A 16,998-nucleotide genomic window follows, 5' to 3' on the forward strand; every position below is an offset into this window, starting at 1 on the left:
CTGCCGGCCATGCCGCCGCAGGGAGCCACCACCACCGGCGGACCGGCCGGCGGTGGCCCCGGGGCCGGCGGGCTGCTGGACAGCAGCACCCCCGGCAGCGCGCTCGTCGCGCTCCTGGAGGCCGAGGCCAGCTCGTACACGTGGGTCGCGGCAGCGGTGGGCTCCCAGTCCGCCTCCGGCTACCAGCTCGCCACGCAGCAGCCGGTCATGGCGATCGGCGGCTTCAACGGCAGCGACCCGAGCCCCACGCTGGCGCAGTTCCGGGCCTACGTCGCCGCTGGGCGGATCCACTACTTCATCGGCGGCGGCAGCGGCGGGCCCGGCGGCCAGATGGGCGGCGCCAGCAGCTCGTCGGAGATCGCCGAGTGGGTCGCCGCGACGTTCACCGCGCAGACGGTCGACGGCGTCACCGTCTACGACCTCTCCGGCGCGGCCGGGACGGACGGTGCGGCATGAGCGCCCTCGAAGCCCCGGCCCCCGTCCCGCTGATCGAGGTGGTGCTGCCGGTGCACGACGAGGAGGTCGCGCTCCCCGTGGCCGTCGACCGGCTCACCCGGCACCTGGCCACCCTGCCGTGGTCGTGGCTGGTCACGATCGCCGACAACGCCTCCACCGACAGCACCCCGCTCGTGGCGCGGCGGCTGGCGCACACCTACGAGGGAGTGCGGGTCGTCACCCTCCCGGAGAAGGGCCGGGGGCGGGCACTGAAGCGGGTCTGGCAGGACTCCCCCGCCGACGTGCTGGTCTACATGGACGTCGACCTCTCCACCGACCTCAAGGCGCTGATGCCGCTGGTGGCGCCGCTGGTCAGCGGCCACTCCGACCTGTCCATCGGCAGCCGGCTGTCCCGGAGCTCACGGGTGGTCCGCGGACCGAAGCGGGAGCTGGTCTCGCGCAGCTACAACCTGCTGCTCCGCTCCACCCTGAGGGCGCGCTTCAGCGACGCCCAGTGCGGGTTCAAGGCGATCCGCCGGGACGTCGCCGACGCCCTGCTGCCGCTGGTCGAGGACGACACCTGGTTCTTCGACACCGAGCTCCTGGTGCTCGCCGAGCGCACCGGGCTGCGCATCCACGAGGTCCCCGTCGACTGGGTGGACGACCCGGACTCCCGCGTCGAGCTGGTCCGCACCGCCCGCGAAGACCTCGCCGGGATCCGGCGGCTGGGCTGGGCGCTGCTCACCCGCCGGCTGCCGCTGGAGGCCGTCCGTGAGCGGCTCGGGCCGGCCCGGGCAGCCGGGCGGACCGGCACCCAGATCGGGCTGTTCATCGTGGTCGGGGTGCTCAGCACTCTCGCGTACGCCGTGCTCTTCCTCGCCCTGCGACAGGTGACCGGGGCCCAGGCGGCCAACCTGCTCGCGCTGCTGCTGACCGCAGTCGGCAACACCGCGGCCAACCGACGGTTCACCTTCGGGGTCGAGGGGTCGGGGGTGGTGCGCCACCAGGCGCAGGGTCTGCTCGTCTTCGGCCTGGGCCTCGGCGTGACGAGCGGCACCCTCGCGGCGCTGCAGGCCCTGGGGGGTGCCGACCACCCGCTCCTGGAGATGGCGGTGCTGACGGCGGCGAACCTCGTGGTGACCGTGGCCCGGTTCGTGGCGATGAAGTGGTGGATCTTCCGACGCAGCCCGGTCGCCGCGCAGCCGGGGGCACCGTGCGGAGCGGGGGCGCCGTGAGACGGTGACTCCATGAGGACCTTCCAGGACCGGGTCGTGGTGATCACCGGGGCCGGGTCGGGCATCGGCCGCGCCCTGGCGCTCGAGCTGGCCAGCCGCGGCGCACTGCTGGCGCTCTCCGACGTGGACGAGACCGGGCTGGGCGTCACCGAGGCGCTGCTGGGCGAGGCCGGGGCCCGGGCGGTCCGCACCGACCGGGTCGACGTGAGCGACCGCGCCGCCGTGGCGGCGTACGCCGAGACCGTGGCCGGCCACTACGGCCGGGTCAACGTCATCGTGAACAACGCCGGCGTGGCGCTCACCGGCGACCTCGTCGACCTGTCCTACGAGGACCTGGACTGGATCGTCGGGGTCAACTTCTGGGGAGTGGTGCACGGCACCAAGGCGTTCCTGCCCCACCTGCTGGCCAGCGGCGAGGGTCACGTGGTGAACATGTCCTCGCTGTTCGGGCTCATCGCGGTGCCGAGCCAGAGCGCCTACAACGCCACCAAGTTCGCCGTCCGCGGGCTCAGCGAGGCGCTGCGCCAGGAGATGCTCGTCGCCGGGCACCCGGTCGGGGTGACCGTGGTGCACCCGGGAGGGGTGAAGACGGCGATCGCCCGCAACTCCCGGGTCGCCGACCCGTCGAAGCACGCCGAGACCGCCCGGCTCTTCGACGAGAAGCTGGCCAGCATGGAGCCGGCCCGGGCCGCGGAGATCATCGTCAAGGCGGTGCTACGGAACAAGGCCCGCGTGCTGGTCGGCCTCGACGCCCACGCGCTGCACCAGTTCGCCAGGGTCCTTGGCTCCCGCTACCAGGACGTGATCGCCCGCGCGGGGCGCCGCGTCCTGCCTCCGCCCGAATGAGGTTCGCCCCGTTCACCCCGGTGCGCGTGGTCCTCAGCAAGTGGGGTGGCCGACCGCACTGGGAGTTCACCGGGCTCTACCTCGGCGCCGACCGGCACGGAGAGTGGCTGGGCTTCCCGGCCGGCACGAGGTTCGCCCGGCCCGGCGCACGGACGGTGGCCCCGGTGGACCAGGTGACGCTGGTGCCCACCGCGGGCTGGCTGGCCACGTTCCACGCCGCAGGCGGCCCCGTCCAGGCGTACGTCGACGTCACCACCCCCGCCCACTGGCACGACGCCGAGCTGCACGCCACCGACCTGGACCTCGACGTGCTCCGGCTGCCCGACGACACGGTGCGGGTCGACGACGAGGACGAGTTCGCCGACCACGCCCGGGCCTGGGCGTACCCGCCCGAGGTGGTGGCCGCGGCCGAGGCGACCTGCGCCTGGCTGCAGGCGGCGGTGGCCGCGCGGCTTACGCCGTTCGACGGGACCGCCGCCTCCTGGCTGGCGCTGCTGGCCGAGCGGGAGTAGGTCAGGCCGGGTCGGCCATCTCCAGCCGGACGCCGAGCAGCCGCACCGGCCGGTCCTGGTCCACCCGGGCGAGCAGCGACACCGCGGCGTCGGCCAGCTCGTCGGGGTCGCGGGACGGGGCCGGCAGGGTGAGGCTGCGGGTGACGGTGACGAACGGGCGGTAGCGCACCTTGATGCCGACCCGGACGGCCGGCCTCCCCTCCCGGTCGACGTCCTCCACGACCAGGCGGGTCAGGCGGCGCACGGCGGCGGTGACCTCGGCCCAGTCGAGGAGGTCGGCCTGGAAGGTCTCCTCCCGGCCGTGCCCGCGCGGCACCCACGGGCTGGCGTCGACCGGGCTCGAGTCCACCCCCCGCGCGAGGCGGCGGAACCACGGGCCCATCGTGGGGCCGAGGGCGGCCGTCAGCTCGGCGGGGTCCGCGGCGGCCAGCTGCGCCACGGTGTCCAGGCCCAGGGCGGAGAGCCGACGGGCGGTGCGGCCGCCGATCCCCCACAGCGCGGTGGTCGGCCGCGGCCCCATCACCGTGAGCCAGCGGTCCTCGGTGAGGCGGAAGATCCCGCTGCCGTCCTCACCGCCGGGCTTGCCGAAGTCGGTGGCGACCTTGGCCCGCAGCTTGTTGTCGCCGATGCCGACGCAGCAGTGCAGCCCGGTGGCCGCGAGGACCTCGGCGCGGATCCGCTCGGCGAACCCGTGCGGGTCACCGAGCGGGCCGTGGCCGGCGCCGGCAGCCAGGAAGGCCTCGTCCCACCCCAGCACCTCCACCACGACTGGGACCCCGCCCCAGCTCAGCCCGCGCAGGGTGTCCATCACCTGCGCCGAGGCGGCGTCGTAGGCAGGCTTGTCGACCGGCAGGAACACCGCGTCGGGGCAGCGGCGGACGGCGGTCCGCAACGGCATCCCCGACCGGACGCCGTGCGCGCGGGCGGCGTACGACGCGGTCGAGACCACTCCCCGCTCGGTCGGGTCGCCGCGACCGCCGACCACCACCGGGAGGCCGGCCAGCTCCGGGCGCCGCAGCATCTCGACGGCCGCGATGAACTGGTCCAGGTCGACGTGCAGCACCCAGGGCACGGCGGCTCACTCCGCGGGCGGGGGCAGCGCGTCGGTCGCCTGGAGGGTGTCCATCCCGGTGACCATCAGCAGGTCCACGACCACCGAGCGCAGCTGGGCCAGCACCACCTCCGCCGACAGGTCGTCGCTGCGCTCCACCTGCCCGGTCGCGTGCCCGACGGCGATGAGCGCGGGGCGGGCGGCCTCGGGCATCCGGTCGGCGGCGAGCTCGTCGGCGACCAGGTCGGCGGCGGTGGCCAGGTCGCTGGTCAGCAGCAGGTAGGAGCGAGGGACCGGGTGCTGCTGGTAGGCGGCGACCGCGGTACGCCGGACGAGCACCCGGGTGCTGCGCAGCGCCCGGTCGAGGGGTTCGACGAGGTCGGCCATCCGGCGTACCTCTGGCCGGTGCCGGATCCGGAACGGCGAGGAGGACACCACCGAGAGCCCCTCGTCGGCGGCCGCCTGCAGCTCGCGGATGAGGGAGTCGGTGGCCCGGGCGTCGGCCAGCAGGGCGAGGGCCGGCTCCACCTCGTTGTCGACCATCACCGTCGCCGCGGCCCGCAGCAGCTGGGCGGTCTTGCGCATCACCCGGGCCGCCTGCTCCCGCGGCCGGCGCAGCGGCGCCGCCGGCACGACGCTCGCGGCGAGCAGGGCGACGCCGCCGCCGACGAGGGCGTCGACGAACCGGGCGTACGCCGCGTCGGGCGAGGGCACCAGGGTGCTGATCAGGATGGACTGCACCGCGGCCTGGGAGACGAAGACCTGCCCGCCGTCGAGCAGGAAGGCGGTGCTCATCGCCAGGGCGACGATCAGCACGAGCTGCCAGGCCCCGCTCCCGATCCACGACACCACGACGTCGCCGATGAGGACGCCGAGCGCCACCCCCACCGTCACCTCGGCCACCCGGCGCAGCCGCTGGCCGTACGACGTACCGAGGCTGACGACAGCGGCGATCGGGGCGAAGAACGGGCTGGTGTGCCCGAGCACCTCGGAGGCCACCAGCCAGGCGACGCCCGCGGCGACGGCGGCCTGCCCGATCTGCCAGCCCTTGGCGCGCCAGCGGTCGACCCGGGTGCGGGCCGACGTCCGGCTGCGGACGACGAGACGCTCGAGGGCGTGGTCGAAGGAGAGGGCCTCCATGGCGCACGATCCTGCCACGGGCCCCTTGTCGGGCTCGCCGCGCAGCCGCGAGGATCTCAGGCATGGTCACCCCGATGGACCCCACCGCGCTGGGCTTCCTGCTCGCCGAGAACCGCCGGATGCCCATGCACGTCGGCGGGCTGCAGCTCTTCGAGCCGCCCCCGGACGCCGGCGAGGACTACGTGCGGGAGATGTACCAGCAGATGCGGGCCACCGACGAGGTCGCCCCGCTGTTCCGCAAGCGGCCCTACCGGTCGGTGAAGACCGGGGGGCAGTACGTCTGGATCGACGACGACGAGTTCGACATCGACTACCACGTGCGGCACAACGCGCTGCCGCAGCCGGGCCGGCCGCGCGAGCTGATGGAGCTGGTGTCGCACCTGCACAGCACCCGGATGGCGCGCGAGCGCCCGCTGTGGGAGTGGCACCTCATCGAGGGGCTGCGCGACGGGCGCGTCGCGATGTACGCCAAGCTGCACCACGCCCTCGTCGACGGGGTCTCGGCCAACCGGCTGCTCCAGAGCGTGCTCACCACCGACCCCGACCAGCGCGGCATGCCGGCGCCGTGGGCCGCGCGGCCGCGGGCCCGCGCCGCCCGGGCGCAGGAGCAGGCCGAGCGCAGCCTGGCCTCTCTTCCGCTGTCGGTGCTGCGGCAGGCGCTGGGCGTCGCCGTGGACGCGGCCGGCCTGCCCAAGGCGCTCTACACCACGCTGAGCCGGAGCCTGCGCAACCAGACCTCGGCACTGGCGCTCTACGCCCCGCGCACGATCCTGAACCAGAAGATCACCGGCGCCCGCCGGTTCGCGGCCCAGGACTGGCCGGTCGAGCGGCTGCGCGCGATCGGCAAGGCCAGCGGCACCACCATCAACGACGTGGTGCTGGCGATGTGCAGCGGGGCGATGCGCGACTACCTGCTCGCCCTCGACGAGCTGCCCGAGACCTCCTTGATCTCGATGGTGCCCGTCGGGCTGCGCGCCAAGGAGTCGCAGGTCGCTTCCGCCGAGGGCGGGAACGCCGTGGGGTCGGTGATGGTGCAGCTCGGCACCCAGCTGGCCGACCCGCTCGACCGGCTGCAGGCGGTGCACCGGTCCATGCGCGACGGCAAGGAGGCGCTGGCCTCGATGACGCCGATGCAGATCCTCGCGATGAGCGCCCTCGGCCAGGTCCCGGCGGTGCTGCCGACGATGCTGAAGCTGGGCGGCGTCCCGAAGCCGCCGTACAACCTGATCATCTCGAACGTGCCGGGGCCGCGGGTCACCCACTACTTCAACGGCGCCCGCCTGGTGGGCAACTACCCGCTGTCGATCCCGATCGACGGGATGGCGCTCAACATCACCTGCACCTCCTACGACGGCCGGATGGACTTCGGCCTCACCGGCTGCCGGCGCAGCGTCCCCCACCTCCAGCGGATCCTCACCCACCTCGACGACGCCCTGGTCGAGCTTGAGCAGGCGGTGGGGGTGTAGGCGTCTGGGCCCACGCCGGCGGCTTACGCCCCACCAGCCCCAGGCCTCACCACCCACTCACCACACCCTCACCTCGAGCCCCCCGCCGAGCCGGTCGGCGACCGCGCGCAGCCGGGCCAGGGTGATGTCGGCGACGGTGGCGTAGCCCGCCTCGGCGGCGTTGGACCCGGGCCGGGTGGGCTCGGTGGAGTTGATCGACCAGCACTGCCGGGTGCCCCCGTCGGCCAGGTTGGCGAGAGCGGTGGCGTGCCCCGTCGTCCCGCTCCCGGCGAAGAAGTCCAGCACCACCGCGTCGGGCGGCATGGTCTCGAGGATCCGCCGCAGCAGCCCGGTCGGCTTGGGCGACTCGAACACCGGGCCGAGGATCTCCTTCAGCTCGGCCACCGCGGTGTCGGTCGACCCGACCTCCTCCGCGAGCCAGATCGTGGTCAGCTTCTTGCGGCGTCCCTCGTGCAGCCAGTCCTTCTGGAACACGTCGACCCGCGGGCCCGTGCGGCCCCGCACCACCCGGCACACCAGGTCGTCGGAACGTGCGTCGACCAGCGGCGGCGACCAGCGCCACACCGCCGGCGTGCCGTCACCGAAGACCGGCTCGACGCGGACCGCGCCGGGGAACTCCCTGGTGGCCACCCGGCCGGAGTCTGGGTCGCCCCACAGCGCGTAGTGCAGGGTCCGGGCCGTGGCCGGGTTGAACTTCTTGTTGGTGTTGCGCAGCGGCAGGCGGCGGTACCGCCGGCCGCTGACGTCGGTGAGCGGGAAGTCGGCGGGGTCGACCCCCGCGGCGCTGGTGGCGTCCAGGACGCAGCACCGCACGTCCCGCGCGTAGACCAGGAGGTACTCGTGGCTGGTGGCGAAGCCCCGGCCGAGCTGGCGGCCTTTGGGGTTGAGGTTGACCACGATCTGGGCGATCAGGTTCTCCTCGCCGAACACCTCGTCCAGCAGCAGCCGCAGGTGGGCCACCTCGTTGTCGTCGATGCTGACGAAGAGGGCCGCGGTGTCCTTCATCGCGGCCCGCGCCGCCACCAGCCGGGGACGCATCATCGCCACCCAGGCGGTGTGCCGGGTGTGCCGCGCGCCGTCCCGGAAGTCGTCGCGGTAGGCGAAGTCGTTGCCGGTGTTGTACGGCGGGTCAATGTAGACCAGGTCCACCGACCCCGCCGGGATCCGGGGCAGCAGGTCCAGGTTGTCCCCCGCCGCGAAGACGTTCCAGGGCCGCGGCGGGCTCACTTCCGCCGGCGGAGCTTCCGCGCGCGGCGTACGTCGGCCGGCCGGACCCGCCGGCTCAGGTCCGCGTGCTGGAGCAGCACCGTCAGCGGGACCGCCTGGGAGGGGTACGCCGCGATGGGCTGGTCGCGGGTGAACACGATGTAGACCGCGCGGCCCTCGGGGGCGATCTTGAGGACCGACCCGTCGATGATGCCCGAGGCGTGCGCGAGCGCGCGGCGCCGGGAGTTTAGGCCCGACACCCGCCGGGTCGCTGCCAGCGCGGCGGTCTTCCCACCACGGTCCCAGGCGATCTTCGCCGCCGGGCCGTACTTGATGGCCACCTTGGCGCCCTGGGTGACCACCCTCGTCGTCCTGCCCACGTGCCCCCCGCTCCCTGAGCTCAGCCCGCGACGGGCTGGCCCTTCCCGATGATCGTCAGGCCATCCTCGACCATGAAGCCTCGGGCCAGGTCCTCGGCCTGGTCGACGCCGATCCGGGCACCGGCCGGGATCTCCACGTTCTTGTCGATGATCGCGTTGCGTACGACGGCGTCCGGCCCCACGTGCACGCTGTGCATCAGCACCGAGTCGGTCACCTCGGCGTTGGACTGGACCCAGACTGCGGGCGAGAGCACCGAGCGGTAGACCCGGCCCCCGGTGACCACCACCCCCGGCGAGAGCACGGTGTCCTCCGCGACAGGGAGCAGACCGCCCTCGCCGCGCACCAGCTTGGCCGGCGGCTGCGGGCCGTAGGAGGTGAAGATCGGCCACTGGAAGTTGTAGAGGTTGAAGACCGGCAGCGGGGCGATCACGTCCATGTGGGCCGCGTAGTAGGAGCCCAGCGTCCCCACGTCGCGCCAGTAGCCCCGGTCCCGCTCGGTGGCGCCGGGCACCTCGTTGTCACGGAAGTCGTAGACGCCCGCCTCGCCCCGACTGACGAACGCCGGCACGATGTCGCCGCCCATGTCGTGGGCCGAGCCGCTCATCACCGCGTCGTCGGTCACCGCGCTCACCAGCGCGTCGGTGGAGAACACGTAGTTGCCCATCGAGGCGAGCACCTCGAGCGGGTTGTCCGGCAGCCCGGTGGGGTCCTTCGGCTTCTCCAGGAAGTCCCGGATCCGGTCCGGCTCGTCCGGCGCGACGTCGATGACGCCGAACTGGTCGGCGAGCTCGATGGGCTGGCGGATCGCGGCGACCGTGCACCCCGCCCCCGACTCGACGTGGTGGGCGACCATCTGCGAGAAGTCCATCCGGTAGACGTGGTCGGCCCCGACCACCACGACGATGTCGGGCTTCTCGTCCTTGAGCAGGTTCAGGGACTGGAAGATGGCGTCGGCGCTGCCGAGGTACCAGTGCTTGCCCACCCGCTGCTGGGCCGGGACCGGGGTCACGTAGTTGCCCAGCATCGTCGACATCCGCCAGGTCTGGGTGACGTGCCGGTCCAGGCTGTGCGACTTGTACTGGGTCAGCACGACCACCTTGAGGTAGCCGGCGTTCACCACGTTCGACAGCGCGAAGTCGATGAGCCGGTAGATGCCCGCGAAGGGGACGGCGGGCTTGGCGCGGTCCGCGGTGAGAGGCATCAGCCGCTTCCCCTCGCCCCCGGCCAGGACGATCGCCAGCACGTTCTTGCGGGAGCCGTGGTGTGACCCGGACGGGGAGTTCGGCATGTTCATACGCCTGAGGCTAGCCCTGCGTGCGGCGCCTCGGGGAGAGTAGGTTCAGCGATATGCGAGTCGACGTGCTGAGCAAGGAGTACCCGCCGGAGATCTACGGAGGAGCGGGTGTGCACGTGGCCGAGCTGGTCCGCGCGCTGCGGGCCCGCAGCGACCTCGAGACGAGGGTGCACGCCTTCGGGGCACCTCGCGAGGAGCCCGGCACCACGGCGTACCCCGACCACGCCGAGCTCGCCGCCGCCAACGGCGCGCTGAAGACGCTGGGCGTCGACCTGTCGATCGCGGACGGCTGCGCGGGCACCGACCTGGTCCACTCGCACACCTGGTACGCCAACTTCGCCGGCCACCTCTCCGGCCTCCTGTACGGCGTCCCGCACGTGGTCACGGCGCACTCCCTGGAGCCGCTGCGGCCGTGGAAGGCCGAGCAGCTCGGCGGCGGGTACGCCGTGTCGTCCTTCGTCGAGCGCACCGCCTACCTGGGCGCGAGCGCGGTGGTCGCGGTGTCCGCGGCGATGCGCGCCGACGTCCTGGCCTCCTACCCCGACGTCGAGCCGGACCGCGTGCACGTCGTGCACAACGGCATCGACACCGACCTGTGGGCTCCGCGCGCCGACCCGGACCGGGTCCGCGAGCTGGGCGTCGACCCCGACCGGCCCTCGGTCGTGTTCGTCGGCCGGATCACCCGGCAGAAGGGCCTGCCACTGTTCCTGCGGGCGGTCGCGCAGCTGCCGCCGGAGGCCCAGGTGGTGCTGTGCGCCGGGGCGCCGGACACCCCCGAGATCGCCGCGGAGGTGGAGGGCCTGGTCGCGGAGCTGTCGGCGACCAGGACCGGCGTGGTGTGGATCCCGGCGATGCTGCCCCGGGCAGACGTGATCGCCCTGCTCAGCACCGCGACCGCCTTCGTCTGCCCCTCGATCTACGAGCCGCTCGGCATCGTGAACCTCGAGGCGATGGCCTGCCAGACCGCCGTGGTCGCCACCGCCACCGGCGGCATCCCCGAGGTCGTGGTCGACGGGGTCACCGGACGGCTGGTGCCGATCGAGCAGGCCACGGACGGGACCGGGACGCCGCTGGACCCCGAGCGGTACGTCGCGGACTTCGCGGCCGCCCTCAACGAGGTGCTCGCCGACCCCGACCGGGCCGCCGAGATGGGCCGCGCCGGCCGGCAGCGCGCGATCGACGCGTTCAGCTGGGCCACCATCGCGGAGCGGACCGTGCAGATCTACCGGGCCCAGCTCGGCTAGCGAGACGGTCGTCCCGTATCGCGGACAGGGCCGGAGGGTGACCAGCCCCGGCCTAGCGTTGCTGGCCTGACCACCCGTCGAGAGGACCGAGGATGACCCTCCACCCCGAGACCCTGGCCGTCCACGCCGGCCAGGAGGACGCCGACCCCGCCACCAACGCGCGGGCGGTGCCGATCTACCAGACCACCTCCTACGTCTTCAACGACACCGAGCACGCCGCGGACCTGTTCGCCCTGCGGGTCTCGGGCAACATCTACACCCGGATCATGAACCCGACCCAGTCGGTCTTCGAGGCCCGGATGACCGCGCTGGAGGGAGGTGTGGGGGCGCTGGCGACGGCGTCCGGCTCGGCGGCGATCACCTACGCGGTGCTCAACCTCTGCTACGCCGGCGACAACATCGTGGCGCTGTCCACCCTGTACGGCGGGACCTACGCGCTGTTCGCGCACACGCTGCCGCAGTTCGGGATCCAGGTGCGCTTCGTCGACCCTGACAGGCCCGAGGAGCTCGCCCGGCACGTCGACGCGCGGACCCGGCTGGTGTTCGGGGAGACCGTCGGCAACCCGAAGCTGAACGTGATCGACCTGGACGCCTGGTCGGCGGCCGCGCACGAGCACGGGCTGCCGTTCATCGTCGACAACACCGCGCCGACGCCGTACCTGTGCCGTCCGTTCGAGCACGGCGCGGACGTCGTGGTGCACTCCGCGACCAAGTACATCGGCGGGCACGGCACCTCCATCGGCGGGATCATCGTCGACAGCGGCAACTTCGACTGGACCGTCCACGCCGACCGGTTCCCGGGGCTGACCCAGCCCGACGGCGCCTACCACGGGGTGGTGTGGACCGAGGCGGTGGGCAACCTGGCGTTCATCATCCGGGCCCGCACGGTGCTGCTGCGCAACACCGGCGCCGCGGTGACCCCGATGAACTCCTGGCTCTTCCTGCAGGGTCTGGAGACCCTCCACCTGCGGATGGAGCGGCACAGCGAGAACGCCCTGAAGGTCGCCGAGCACCTGCGCGACCACGACGCCGTCGCCTGGGTGAGCTACCCCGGCCTGGACGGGGACGCCAGCAAGCCGGTGGCCGACCGGGTCTTCACCGGGCACGGGTACGGCGGCCTGGTCTCCTTCGGCATCAAGTCCGGGCGCGAGGGCGGCCGCAGGTTCGTCGAGGGGCTGGAGCTGTTCAGCCACCTGGCCAACATCGGTGACGCGAAGTCGCTGGCGATCCACAACGCCACCACCACCCACTCCCAGCTGACCACCGAGGAGCTCGCGGCCGCAGGAGTCCCCGAGGACCTGATCCGGCTGTCGATCGGCATCGAGAACGTCGAGGACCTGATCGCCGACCTCGACCAGGCGCTGGCGGTCGCCGGCTGAGCGATGGTCCCGACAGGCGCCAGCCAGCGGGTGCAGCGGGCGCGGCTCTTCACCGCCGAGGATCCCCTGGTCCTCGACGGTGGGGAGCGGCTGAGCGAGGTCGAGGTCGCCTACGAGACCTGGGGCGAGCTCGCGCCCGACGCCTCCAACGCGGTCTTCGTCTGCCACGCGCTCACCGGCGACTCCCACGCCGCCGGCGACCCCGGGCAGCCCGGCTGGTGGGACGTGATGGTCGGTCCCGGGCGGCCGGTGGACACCGACCGGTTCTTCGTGGTCTGCCCGAACCTGCTGGGCGGCTGCCGCGGCACCACGGGTCCCACCTCGGTCGACCCCGCCACGGGAACGGCGTACGGCCTGGACTTCCCGCTGCTGTCGATCCGCGACTTCGTCACCGTCCACCGCCGGCTGATGCGGCACCTGGGGATCCGGCGGCTGCGCGCGGTGGTCGGCGGGTCGCTGGGCGGGATGCAGGCGCTGCAGTGGGGCCTGGACGCGCCCGAGGAGGTCCACGGCGCGGTGGTGGTCGCCGCCAGCAGCCACCTGTCGGCGCAGAACATCGCCTTCTCGGCGGTGGCCCGCTCGGCGATCATGCGCGACCCCGAGTTCGCCGACGGGAGGTACGCCGAGGGCGGGGGGCCGCGAACGGGGCTGGCGATCGCCCGGATGATGGCGCACATCACCTACCTGTCCGAGCAGGCGATGGCCGAGAAGTTCGGGCGGCGGATCCAGGAGGGTGACGAGCCGCGGAGGCGGTTCGGCGTGGACTTCGCGGTGGAGTCCTACCTGGAGCACCAGGGCCAGGCGTTCCTCGACCGGTTCGACCCGCTGTCCTACCTCTACCTGACCCGGTCGCTGGACTACTTCGACCCGTTCGCGGACCCGGGGGCCACCGGGCGGGCCGCGGCGGCCGCGCGCACCGGTCGGCGTACCGAGTTCCTGGTGGTCTCCTTCGACTCCGACTGGCGCTTCTCGACCTCGCACTCCCGGCGCATCGTGCGGGTGCTGGAGCGGGCGCGGATCCCGGTGTCGTTCCGGGAGATCTCGGCGCCGCACGGGCACGACTCGTTCCTGCTGGACGTCCCGGACTACCTAGCCAGCGTGGCGGCGTTCCTCGACCACCTGGCGGACGTCGAGGGGGGCTCCGGTGCGCGCTGACCTCGAGGTGGTCTCGGACCTTGTCGCACCGGGCGCGCGCGTGCTCGACGTGGGCTGCGGGGACGGCGAGCTGCTCGCGCACCTGGCGCGCTCGCTGGGCTGCTCGGGGACCGGCGTGGACCGCGACCCGGAGTCGCTGATCGCCGCCATCCGGCGCGGCGTCCCGGTGGTCGAGCTGGACCTGGACACCCAGCTGGACGAGTTCGCCGACGGCTCCTACGACCTGGTCGTGGTCTCCCAGACCCTGCAGGCCACCCGGCACCCCGACCAGGTGCTGGCCCAGATCGTGCGCATCGCGGGGCGGGGCATCGTATCGGTCCCCAACTTCGGGCTGTGGAAGCACCGGGCCGAGCTGCTGCTGCGCGGGCGGATGCCGGTCTCGACCGAGCTGCCGCACCCGTGGTTCGACACGCCGAACATCCACCTCGCGACGCTCGCCGACCTGGAGGACCTGTTCGCGGCCAGCGGGCTGCGGGTGGACCGCCGGGTGCTGCTCGACCCGCAGGGGCGCGCCGCGACAGGCGTCCGCGCCCGAGGCCCGGCGAACCTGATGGCCTCGGGCGCGGTCTACCTCGTCAGCTCTCCCCGCCCTCGGTGATCTCGCCCACGGTGGGCGTGGTGATGGCGATCTTCTGGCCGGTGGCCTCGGCGTAGATGCCGGCGACCCGGACGGTCAGGACGCCCTTGTCGTAGGAGGCGGTCACCGCGTCGGCCGCGACCGGCCGGCCCAGGCCGAAGGCCCGCCGGAACGAGCCGTAGCGGATCTCCTGCAGACGACGCCCCTCGCTCTCCTCCGAGCGCTCGTCGCGACGCTCGCCGCTGATCACGAGGTCGCGGCCGAGGACCTCGACCGAGACGTCGTTGGCGACGTCCACGCCGGGCAGCTCGAGGCGGACGACGGCGTCCTCCCCCTCGCGGTGCACCTCGGCGGCAGGGCTGAAGGCGGTGTCCATCTCCTCCATGGTGCTGGGCCCGAAGGCCTGACGGAACAGCGACTCGAACTCGCGGAACGGGTCGCGGCGGAGGAACAGTGCGTTGCTGGCCATGGTGTCTCCTGTGTCTGGAACTGTGTCGTGAACGTGGGTCTGGAGTCTCGAGCGGGGGTCCGTGGACCCCCTGCATCTCTATTCATATAACTTGAGTCGCCTCGACGCAATTCCCTTGAGTGTGATCGTCGGCGCAGCCGATTTCCGTCCACAGGGGCCGGGACCGGCGGCGGACGGGGGAGGCCTGTGGACGGCGCCGGCGACCCGTCCCCCGCGGCCCCGAGGCTGGCCTCATGACAGCTCTCTACCGCCCACCGATCCACACCCAGGCCGACCTCGAGGGGGCCTGGCGGCACCTGATGGGGCCGGGCGGGTTCGCGGGGCCGTCACTGTGGATGATGGTGATCCTCGGCGACGACCACCCGCTGCCCCACCTGGTCGAGATGACCGACGCCGACGAGCCACCGGGGCCGGCGGAGCGCGCCGCGCTGGCCGACTTCCTGCGGCACTTCGCCGCCGAGACCGGCGAGGGGCTCCGCTTCGCCTTCCTGCGCTCGCGTCCCGGCGGCCACACGGTCACCCCGCTCGACCGCGCCTGGGCCGAGGCGCTGTACGACGTCGCCCGCACCGCCGGGATCGGCTGCGAGGTCGTGCACCTGGCCACCCGGGACCGGATCCGCCCGGTGCCGCCCGACGAGCTGACGGTGCTGGCGACCGCCTGAGTGCGCCGTCCGGCTCCGCGGCAGCGATTCCGTGCGACCCCGCCCGCGGTTCTAGGGTGGAGTCGTGGTTGACCTGCTCGTCGAGCGCCCGATCCTGCTCCTCTTCGTGATCATGGCCATCGGCACGGCGGCCGGTCAGCTGAAGTTCCGGGGGCTCTCGCTGGGCCCGGCTGCGGTCCTCTTCGCGGCGCTGGCGTTCTCGGCGTACGACGAGGCCCTCGCCCTGCCCGAGGTCCTCGGGACGTTCGGGCTGGCGATCTTCGCCTACGCCGTGGGCGTCACCGCCGGACCGTCTTTCTTCTCCAGCCTGCGGGCAGGGGCCGGCCCGGTGGGACTGGTCTTCGTGACCCTGGTCGGCTGCGGGATGCTCACCTGGCTGCTGGCCACCGTCCTGGGGTTCGACGCCGGGACCGCCGCCGGGCTCTACGCGGGAGCCAACACCAACACGCCCGGCCTGGCCGCGGCCCTGGTCCGGCTGAACGGGGCGCCCGAGCCCACCGTGGCCTACTCGCTCACCTACATCGGCGGGGTGGTGGTGATGCTGGTGAGCGCCGGCGCCGTGCTACGCAGCGCCGCCAAGAACCCGACGCCGGACGACTCGACGCTGCCGCCGACGATCATGAACTCCACGATCGAGGTCACCCACGACAACGTGATGCAGGTCCGCGAGCTCACCCACACCCCCCACGGCCGGGTGATCTTCTCCCGCTACCAGCACCTCGACGGCGAGATCCGGATGACCGACGGCAGCACCGTGCTGCGGCCCGGTGACCGCGTGCTCGCGATCGGGCCGGACGCGGCGCTCGCGCACGTCACCAAGCAGCTCGGCCGGGTGAGCGACCTGCAGCTCGAGCAGGACCGCTCCGAGCTCGACTTCCGCCGGATCGTGCTGTCGGAGAAGCGCTTCTACGGCCGCACCGTCGCCGACCTCCACCTGTGGGAGCGGCTCGGGGGCCGGCCCACCCGGGTGCGCCGCGGCGACCAGGACTTCCTGGCCACCGACGACTTCGTGCTGCAGGCGGGCGACCGGATCCGGGTGGCCGCGCCGCGCGAGCAGCTGCCTCGCGTCGCGGCGTACCTCGGCGACAGCGACCACGGCACCTCCGACATCAACCCGCTCGGTCTGGCGCTGGGCCTCGCGATCGGCCTGGCGTTCGGCGCGATCCCGTTCCACGTGCCCGGGCTGGGCAGCCTCGAGCTCGGCCAGGCCGCCGGACCGCTGATCGTCGGCCTGCTGCTGGGCCGGCTCGGCCGGAGCGGTCCGGTGGTGTGGACCCTCCCCCACCAGGCGGCCGAGACGCTGACGCAGGTCGGGCTGCTGCTGTTCCTCGCCTACGCCGGCGGCCGCGCCGGATCGGCGTTCATCGACGCGATCAGCTCACCGCTGGGGCTGCAGATCGTGCTCGCGGGCCTGCTGGTCACGTTGGTGCACGCGCTCGCCCTGGCGGTGGTGGGCCGCCGGGTGATCCAGGTGGCCGGCGCCCGGCTCGCCGGCATCATCGCCGGCTCCCAGACCCAGCCCGCCGTGCTCGCCTACGCGAACGAGTCCACCGGGTTCGACCAGCGCGTCGCGCTGGGCTACGCGCTGGTCTACCCGGTGGCCATGGTCACCAAGATCGTGGTGGCCCAGGCGCTCACCCTGATGTGACGCTCAGCGGCGTCGGCGGACCCCCAGGATCACGAGCAGCCCCGCAATCGCCAGGACCAGGCCCATCGCGACCAGGCTGAGCGAGTCGCTCATGAAGCCGCCGCCGGTCCAGCCGAGCCCCTGGCCGATCCAGATCAGCCCAACGATGACGAGGGCCACCCCGATCCAGGTGAGCATGCGACTGTCCACGAGCGGAGCCTACGCGCCGCAGACGCCCTCCCAGGGCCGCGTCGCGGGAGCGCGACCCCGGGAGGCCGGGCGGCCTAGCGGCGGCCGGCGCTGAACGCGGCCGCACTGT

The 16,998-nt window shown here is 73.1% G+C and carries 18 protein-coding genes; 11 read left to right on the top strand and 7 right to left on the bottom strand.

Translation table 11 applies throughout. From position 1 onward, the window contains the following. From PLP61_RS06845 to PLP61_RS06860, 4 genes are all read left to right on the top strand, one after another. A partial coding sequence (locus tag PLP61_RS06845; RefSeq protein ID WP_502888982.1) for a mannosyltransferase YkcB-related protein occupies positions 1-456 on the top strand: 456 nt, incomplete at its 5' end. After that, positions 453-1,670 carry a bifunctional glycosyltransferase family 2/GtrA family protein gene (locus PLP61_RS06850; protein ID WP_324501657.1) on the top strand — a complete coding sequence of 406 codons (1,218 nt, stop codon included), beginning with the start codon at positions 453-455 and terminating at the stop codon, positions 1,668-1,670. The genes PLP61_RS06845 and PLP61_RS06850, both read left to right, overlap by 4 nt. A gap of 12 nt (positions 1,671-1,682) precedes the next feature. Beyond that, positions 1,683-2,516: an SDR family NAD(P)-dependent oxidoreductase gene (locus tag PLP61_RS06855; protein ID WP_324501658.1), complete on the top strand. Its 834-nt coding sequence runs from the start codon at positions 1,683-1,685 to the stop codon at positions 2,514-2,516. Beyond that, positions 2,513-3,028: a DUF402 domain-containing protein gene (locus PLP61_RS06860; RefSeq protein ID WP_324501659.1), complete on the top strand. Its 516-nt coding sequence runs from the start codon at positions 2,513-2,515 to the stop codon at positions 3,026-3,028. The genes PLP61_RS06855 and PLP61_RS06860 overlap by 4 nt, the downstream gene beginning before the upstream one ends. Before the next feature lies 1 nt (position 3,029). Here PLP61_RS06860 and PLP61_RS06865 read toward each other — a convergent pair whose 3' ends face one another. Both PLP61_RS06865 and PLP61_RS06870 read right to left on the bottom strand, forming a co-directional pair. After that, complete coding sequence (locus PLP61_RS06865; RefSeq protein WP_324501660.1) at positions 3,030-4,100, bottom strand: DNA polymerase IV; 1,071 nt, start codon at positions 4,098-4,100, stop codon at positions 3,030-3,032. A 6-nt stretch (positions 4,101-4,106) separates the two neighbouring features. After that, the gene (locus tag PLP61_RS06870; RefSeq protein ID WP_324501661.1) at positions 4,107-5,219 is read right to left on the bottom strand and encodes an FUSC family protein; all 1,113 of its coding nucleotides are present in this window, start codon (positions 5,217-5,219) and stop codon (positions 4,107-4,109) included. Between the two features lie 62 nt (positions 5,220-5,281). Between PLP61_RS06870 and PLP61_RS06875 the strand changes: the two genes are divergently transcribed. After that, positions 5,282-6,685 (top strand): WS/DGAT/MGAT family O-acyltransferase, encoded by a 1,404-nt coding sequence (locus PLP61_RS06875; RefSeq protein WP_324501662.1) that lies wholly within the window; start codon positions 5,282-5,284, stop codon positions 6,683-6,685. 57 nt (positions 6,686-6,742) lie between these two features. Here the strand turns inward: PLP61_RS06875 and PLP61_RS06880 are convergent, their stop codons facing one another. From PLP61_RS06880 to glgC, 3 genes are read right to left on the bottom strand one after another with little or no spacing between them, the layout of a single operon-like run. Further along, on the bottom strand, positions 6,743-7,912 hold the full coding sequence (locus PLP61_RS06880; protein ID WP_324501664.1) for a site-specific DNA-methyltransferase: 1,170 nt from the start codon (positions 7,910-7,912) through the stop codon (positions 6,743-6,745). Further along, positions 7,909-8,271 (bottom strand): hypothetical protein, encoded by a 363-nt coding sequence (locus PLP61_RS06885; protein ID WP_324501666.1) that lies wholly within the window; start codon positions 8,269-8,271, stop codon positions 7,909-7,911. Before PLP61_RS06885 ends, PLP61_RS06880 begins: the two co-directional genes overlap by 4 nt. Before the next feature lie 20 nt (positions 8,272-8,291). Next, a complete protein-coding gene (gene glgC, locus PLP61_RS06890; protein ID WP_324501681.1) occupies positions 8,292-9,560 on the bottom strand; it encodes a glucose-1-phosphate adenylyltransferase in 1,269 nt (422 codons plus the stop codon). Positions 9,561-9,619: 59 nt separating this feature from the next. Here glgC and glgA point away from each other — a divergent pair, with 59 nt between their 5' ends. The 4 genes from glgA to metW all read left to right on the top strand — a co-directional run bounded on the left by glgA (position 9,620) and on the right by metW (position 13,942). Beyond that, complete coding sequence (gene glgA / locus PLP61_RS06895; protein WP_324501668.1) at positions 9,620-10,810, top strand: glycogen synthase; 1,191 nt, start codon at positions 9,620-9,622, stop codon at positions 10,808-10,810. 92 nt (positions 10,811-10,902) lie between these two features. After that, a complete protein-coding gene (locus PLP61_RS06900; protein ID WP_324501670.1) occupies positions 10,903-12,189 on the top strand; it encodes an O-acetylhomoserine aminocarboxypropyltransferase/cysteine synthase family protein in 1,287 nt (428 codons plus the stop codon). Positions 12,190-12,192: 3 nt separating this feature from the next. Next, positions 12,193-13,344, top strand: coding sequence for a homoserine O-acetyltransferase MetX (metX, locus tag PLP61_RS06905; protein ID WP_324501671.1), 1,152 nt, complete (start codon positions 12,193-12,195; stop codon positions 13,342-13,344). After that, positions 13,334-13,942 carry a methionine biosynthesis protein MetW gene (gene metW / locus PLP61_RS06910; protein WP_324501672.1) on the top strand — a complete coding sequence of 203 codons (609 nt, stop codon included), beginning with the start codon at positions 13,334-13,336 and terminating at the stop codon, positions 13,940-13,942. The genes metX and metW overlap by 11 nt, the downstream gene beginning before the upstream one ends. Here the strand turns inward: metW and PLP61_RS06915 are convergent. Then, positions 13,920-14,390, bottom strand: coding sequence for an Hsp20/alpha crystallin family protein (locus PLP61_RS06915; protein WP_324501673.1), 471 nt, complete (start codon positions 14,388-14,390; stop codon positions 13,920-13,922). The two genes, metW and PLP61_RS06915, sit on opposite strands and share 23 nt — an antisense overlap. Positions 14,391-14,623: 233 nt before the next feature. Between PLP61_RS06915 and PLP61_RS06920 the strand changes: the two genes are divergently transcribed. Together PLP61_RS06920 and PLP61_RS06925 are read left to right on the top strand one after the other, a co-directional pair. After that, the gene (locus PLP61_RS06920; protein ID WP_324501675.1) at positions 14,624-15,052 is read left to right on the top strand and encodes a hypothetical protein; all 429 of its coding nucleotides are present in this window, start codon (positions 14,624-14,626) and stop codon (positions 15,050-15,052) included. Positions 15,053-15,116: 64 nt separating this feature from the next. Next, positions 15,117-16,700, top strand: coding sequence for an aspartate:alanine exchanger family transporter (locus PLP61_RS06925; protein WP_324501677.1), 1,584 nt, complete (start codon positions 15,117-15,119; stop codon positions 16,698-16,700). A 3-nt stretch (positions 16,701-16,703) separates the two neighbouring features. Here PLP61_RS06925 and PLP61_RS06930 read toward each other — a convergent pair whose 3' ends face one another. Next, positions 16,704-16,889 carry a hypothetical protein gene (locus PLP61_RS06930; RefSeq protein WP_324501679.1) on the bottom strand — a complete coding sequence of 62 codons (186 nt, stop codon included), beginning with the start codon at positions 16,887-16,889 and terminating at the stop codon, positions 16,704-16,706. Between the last annotated feature and the right edge of the window lie 109 nt (positions 16,890-16,998).

The sequence above is a fragment of the Nocardioides sp. genome (assembly GCF_035429765.1).
Classification (GTDB): domain Bacteria; phylum Actinomycetota; class Actinomycetes; order Propionibacteriales; family Nocardioidaceae; genus Nocardioides.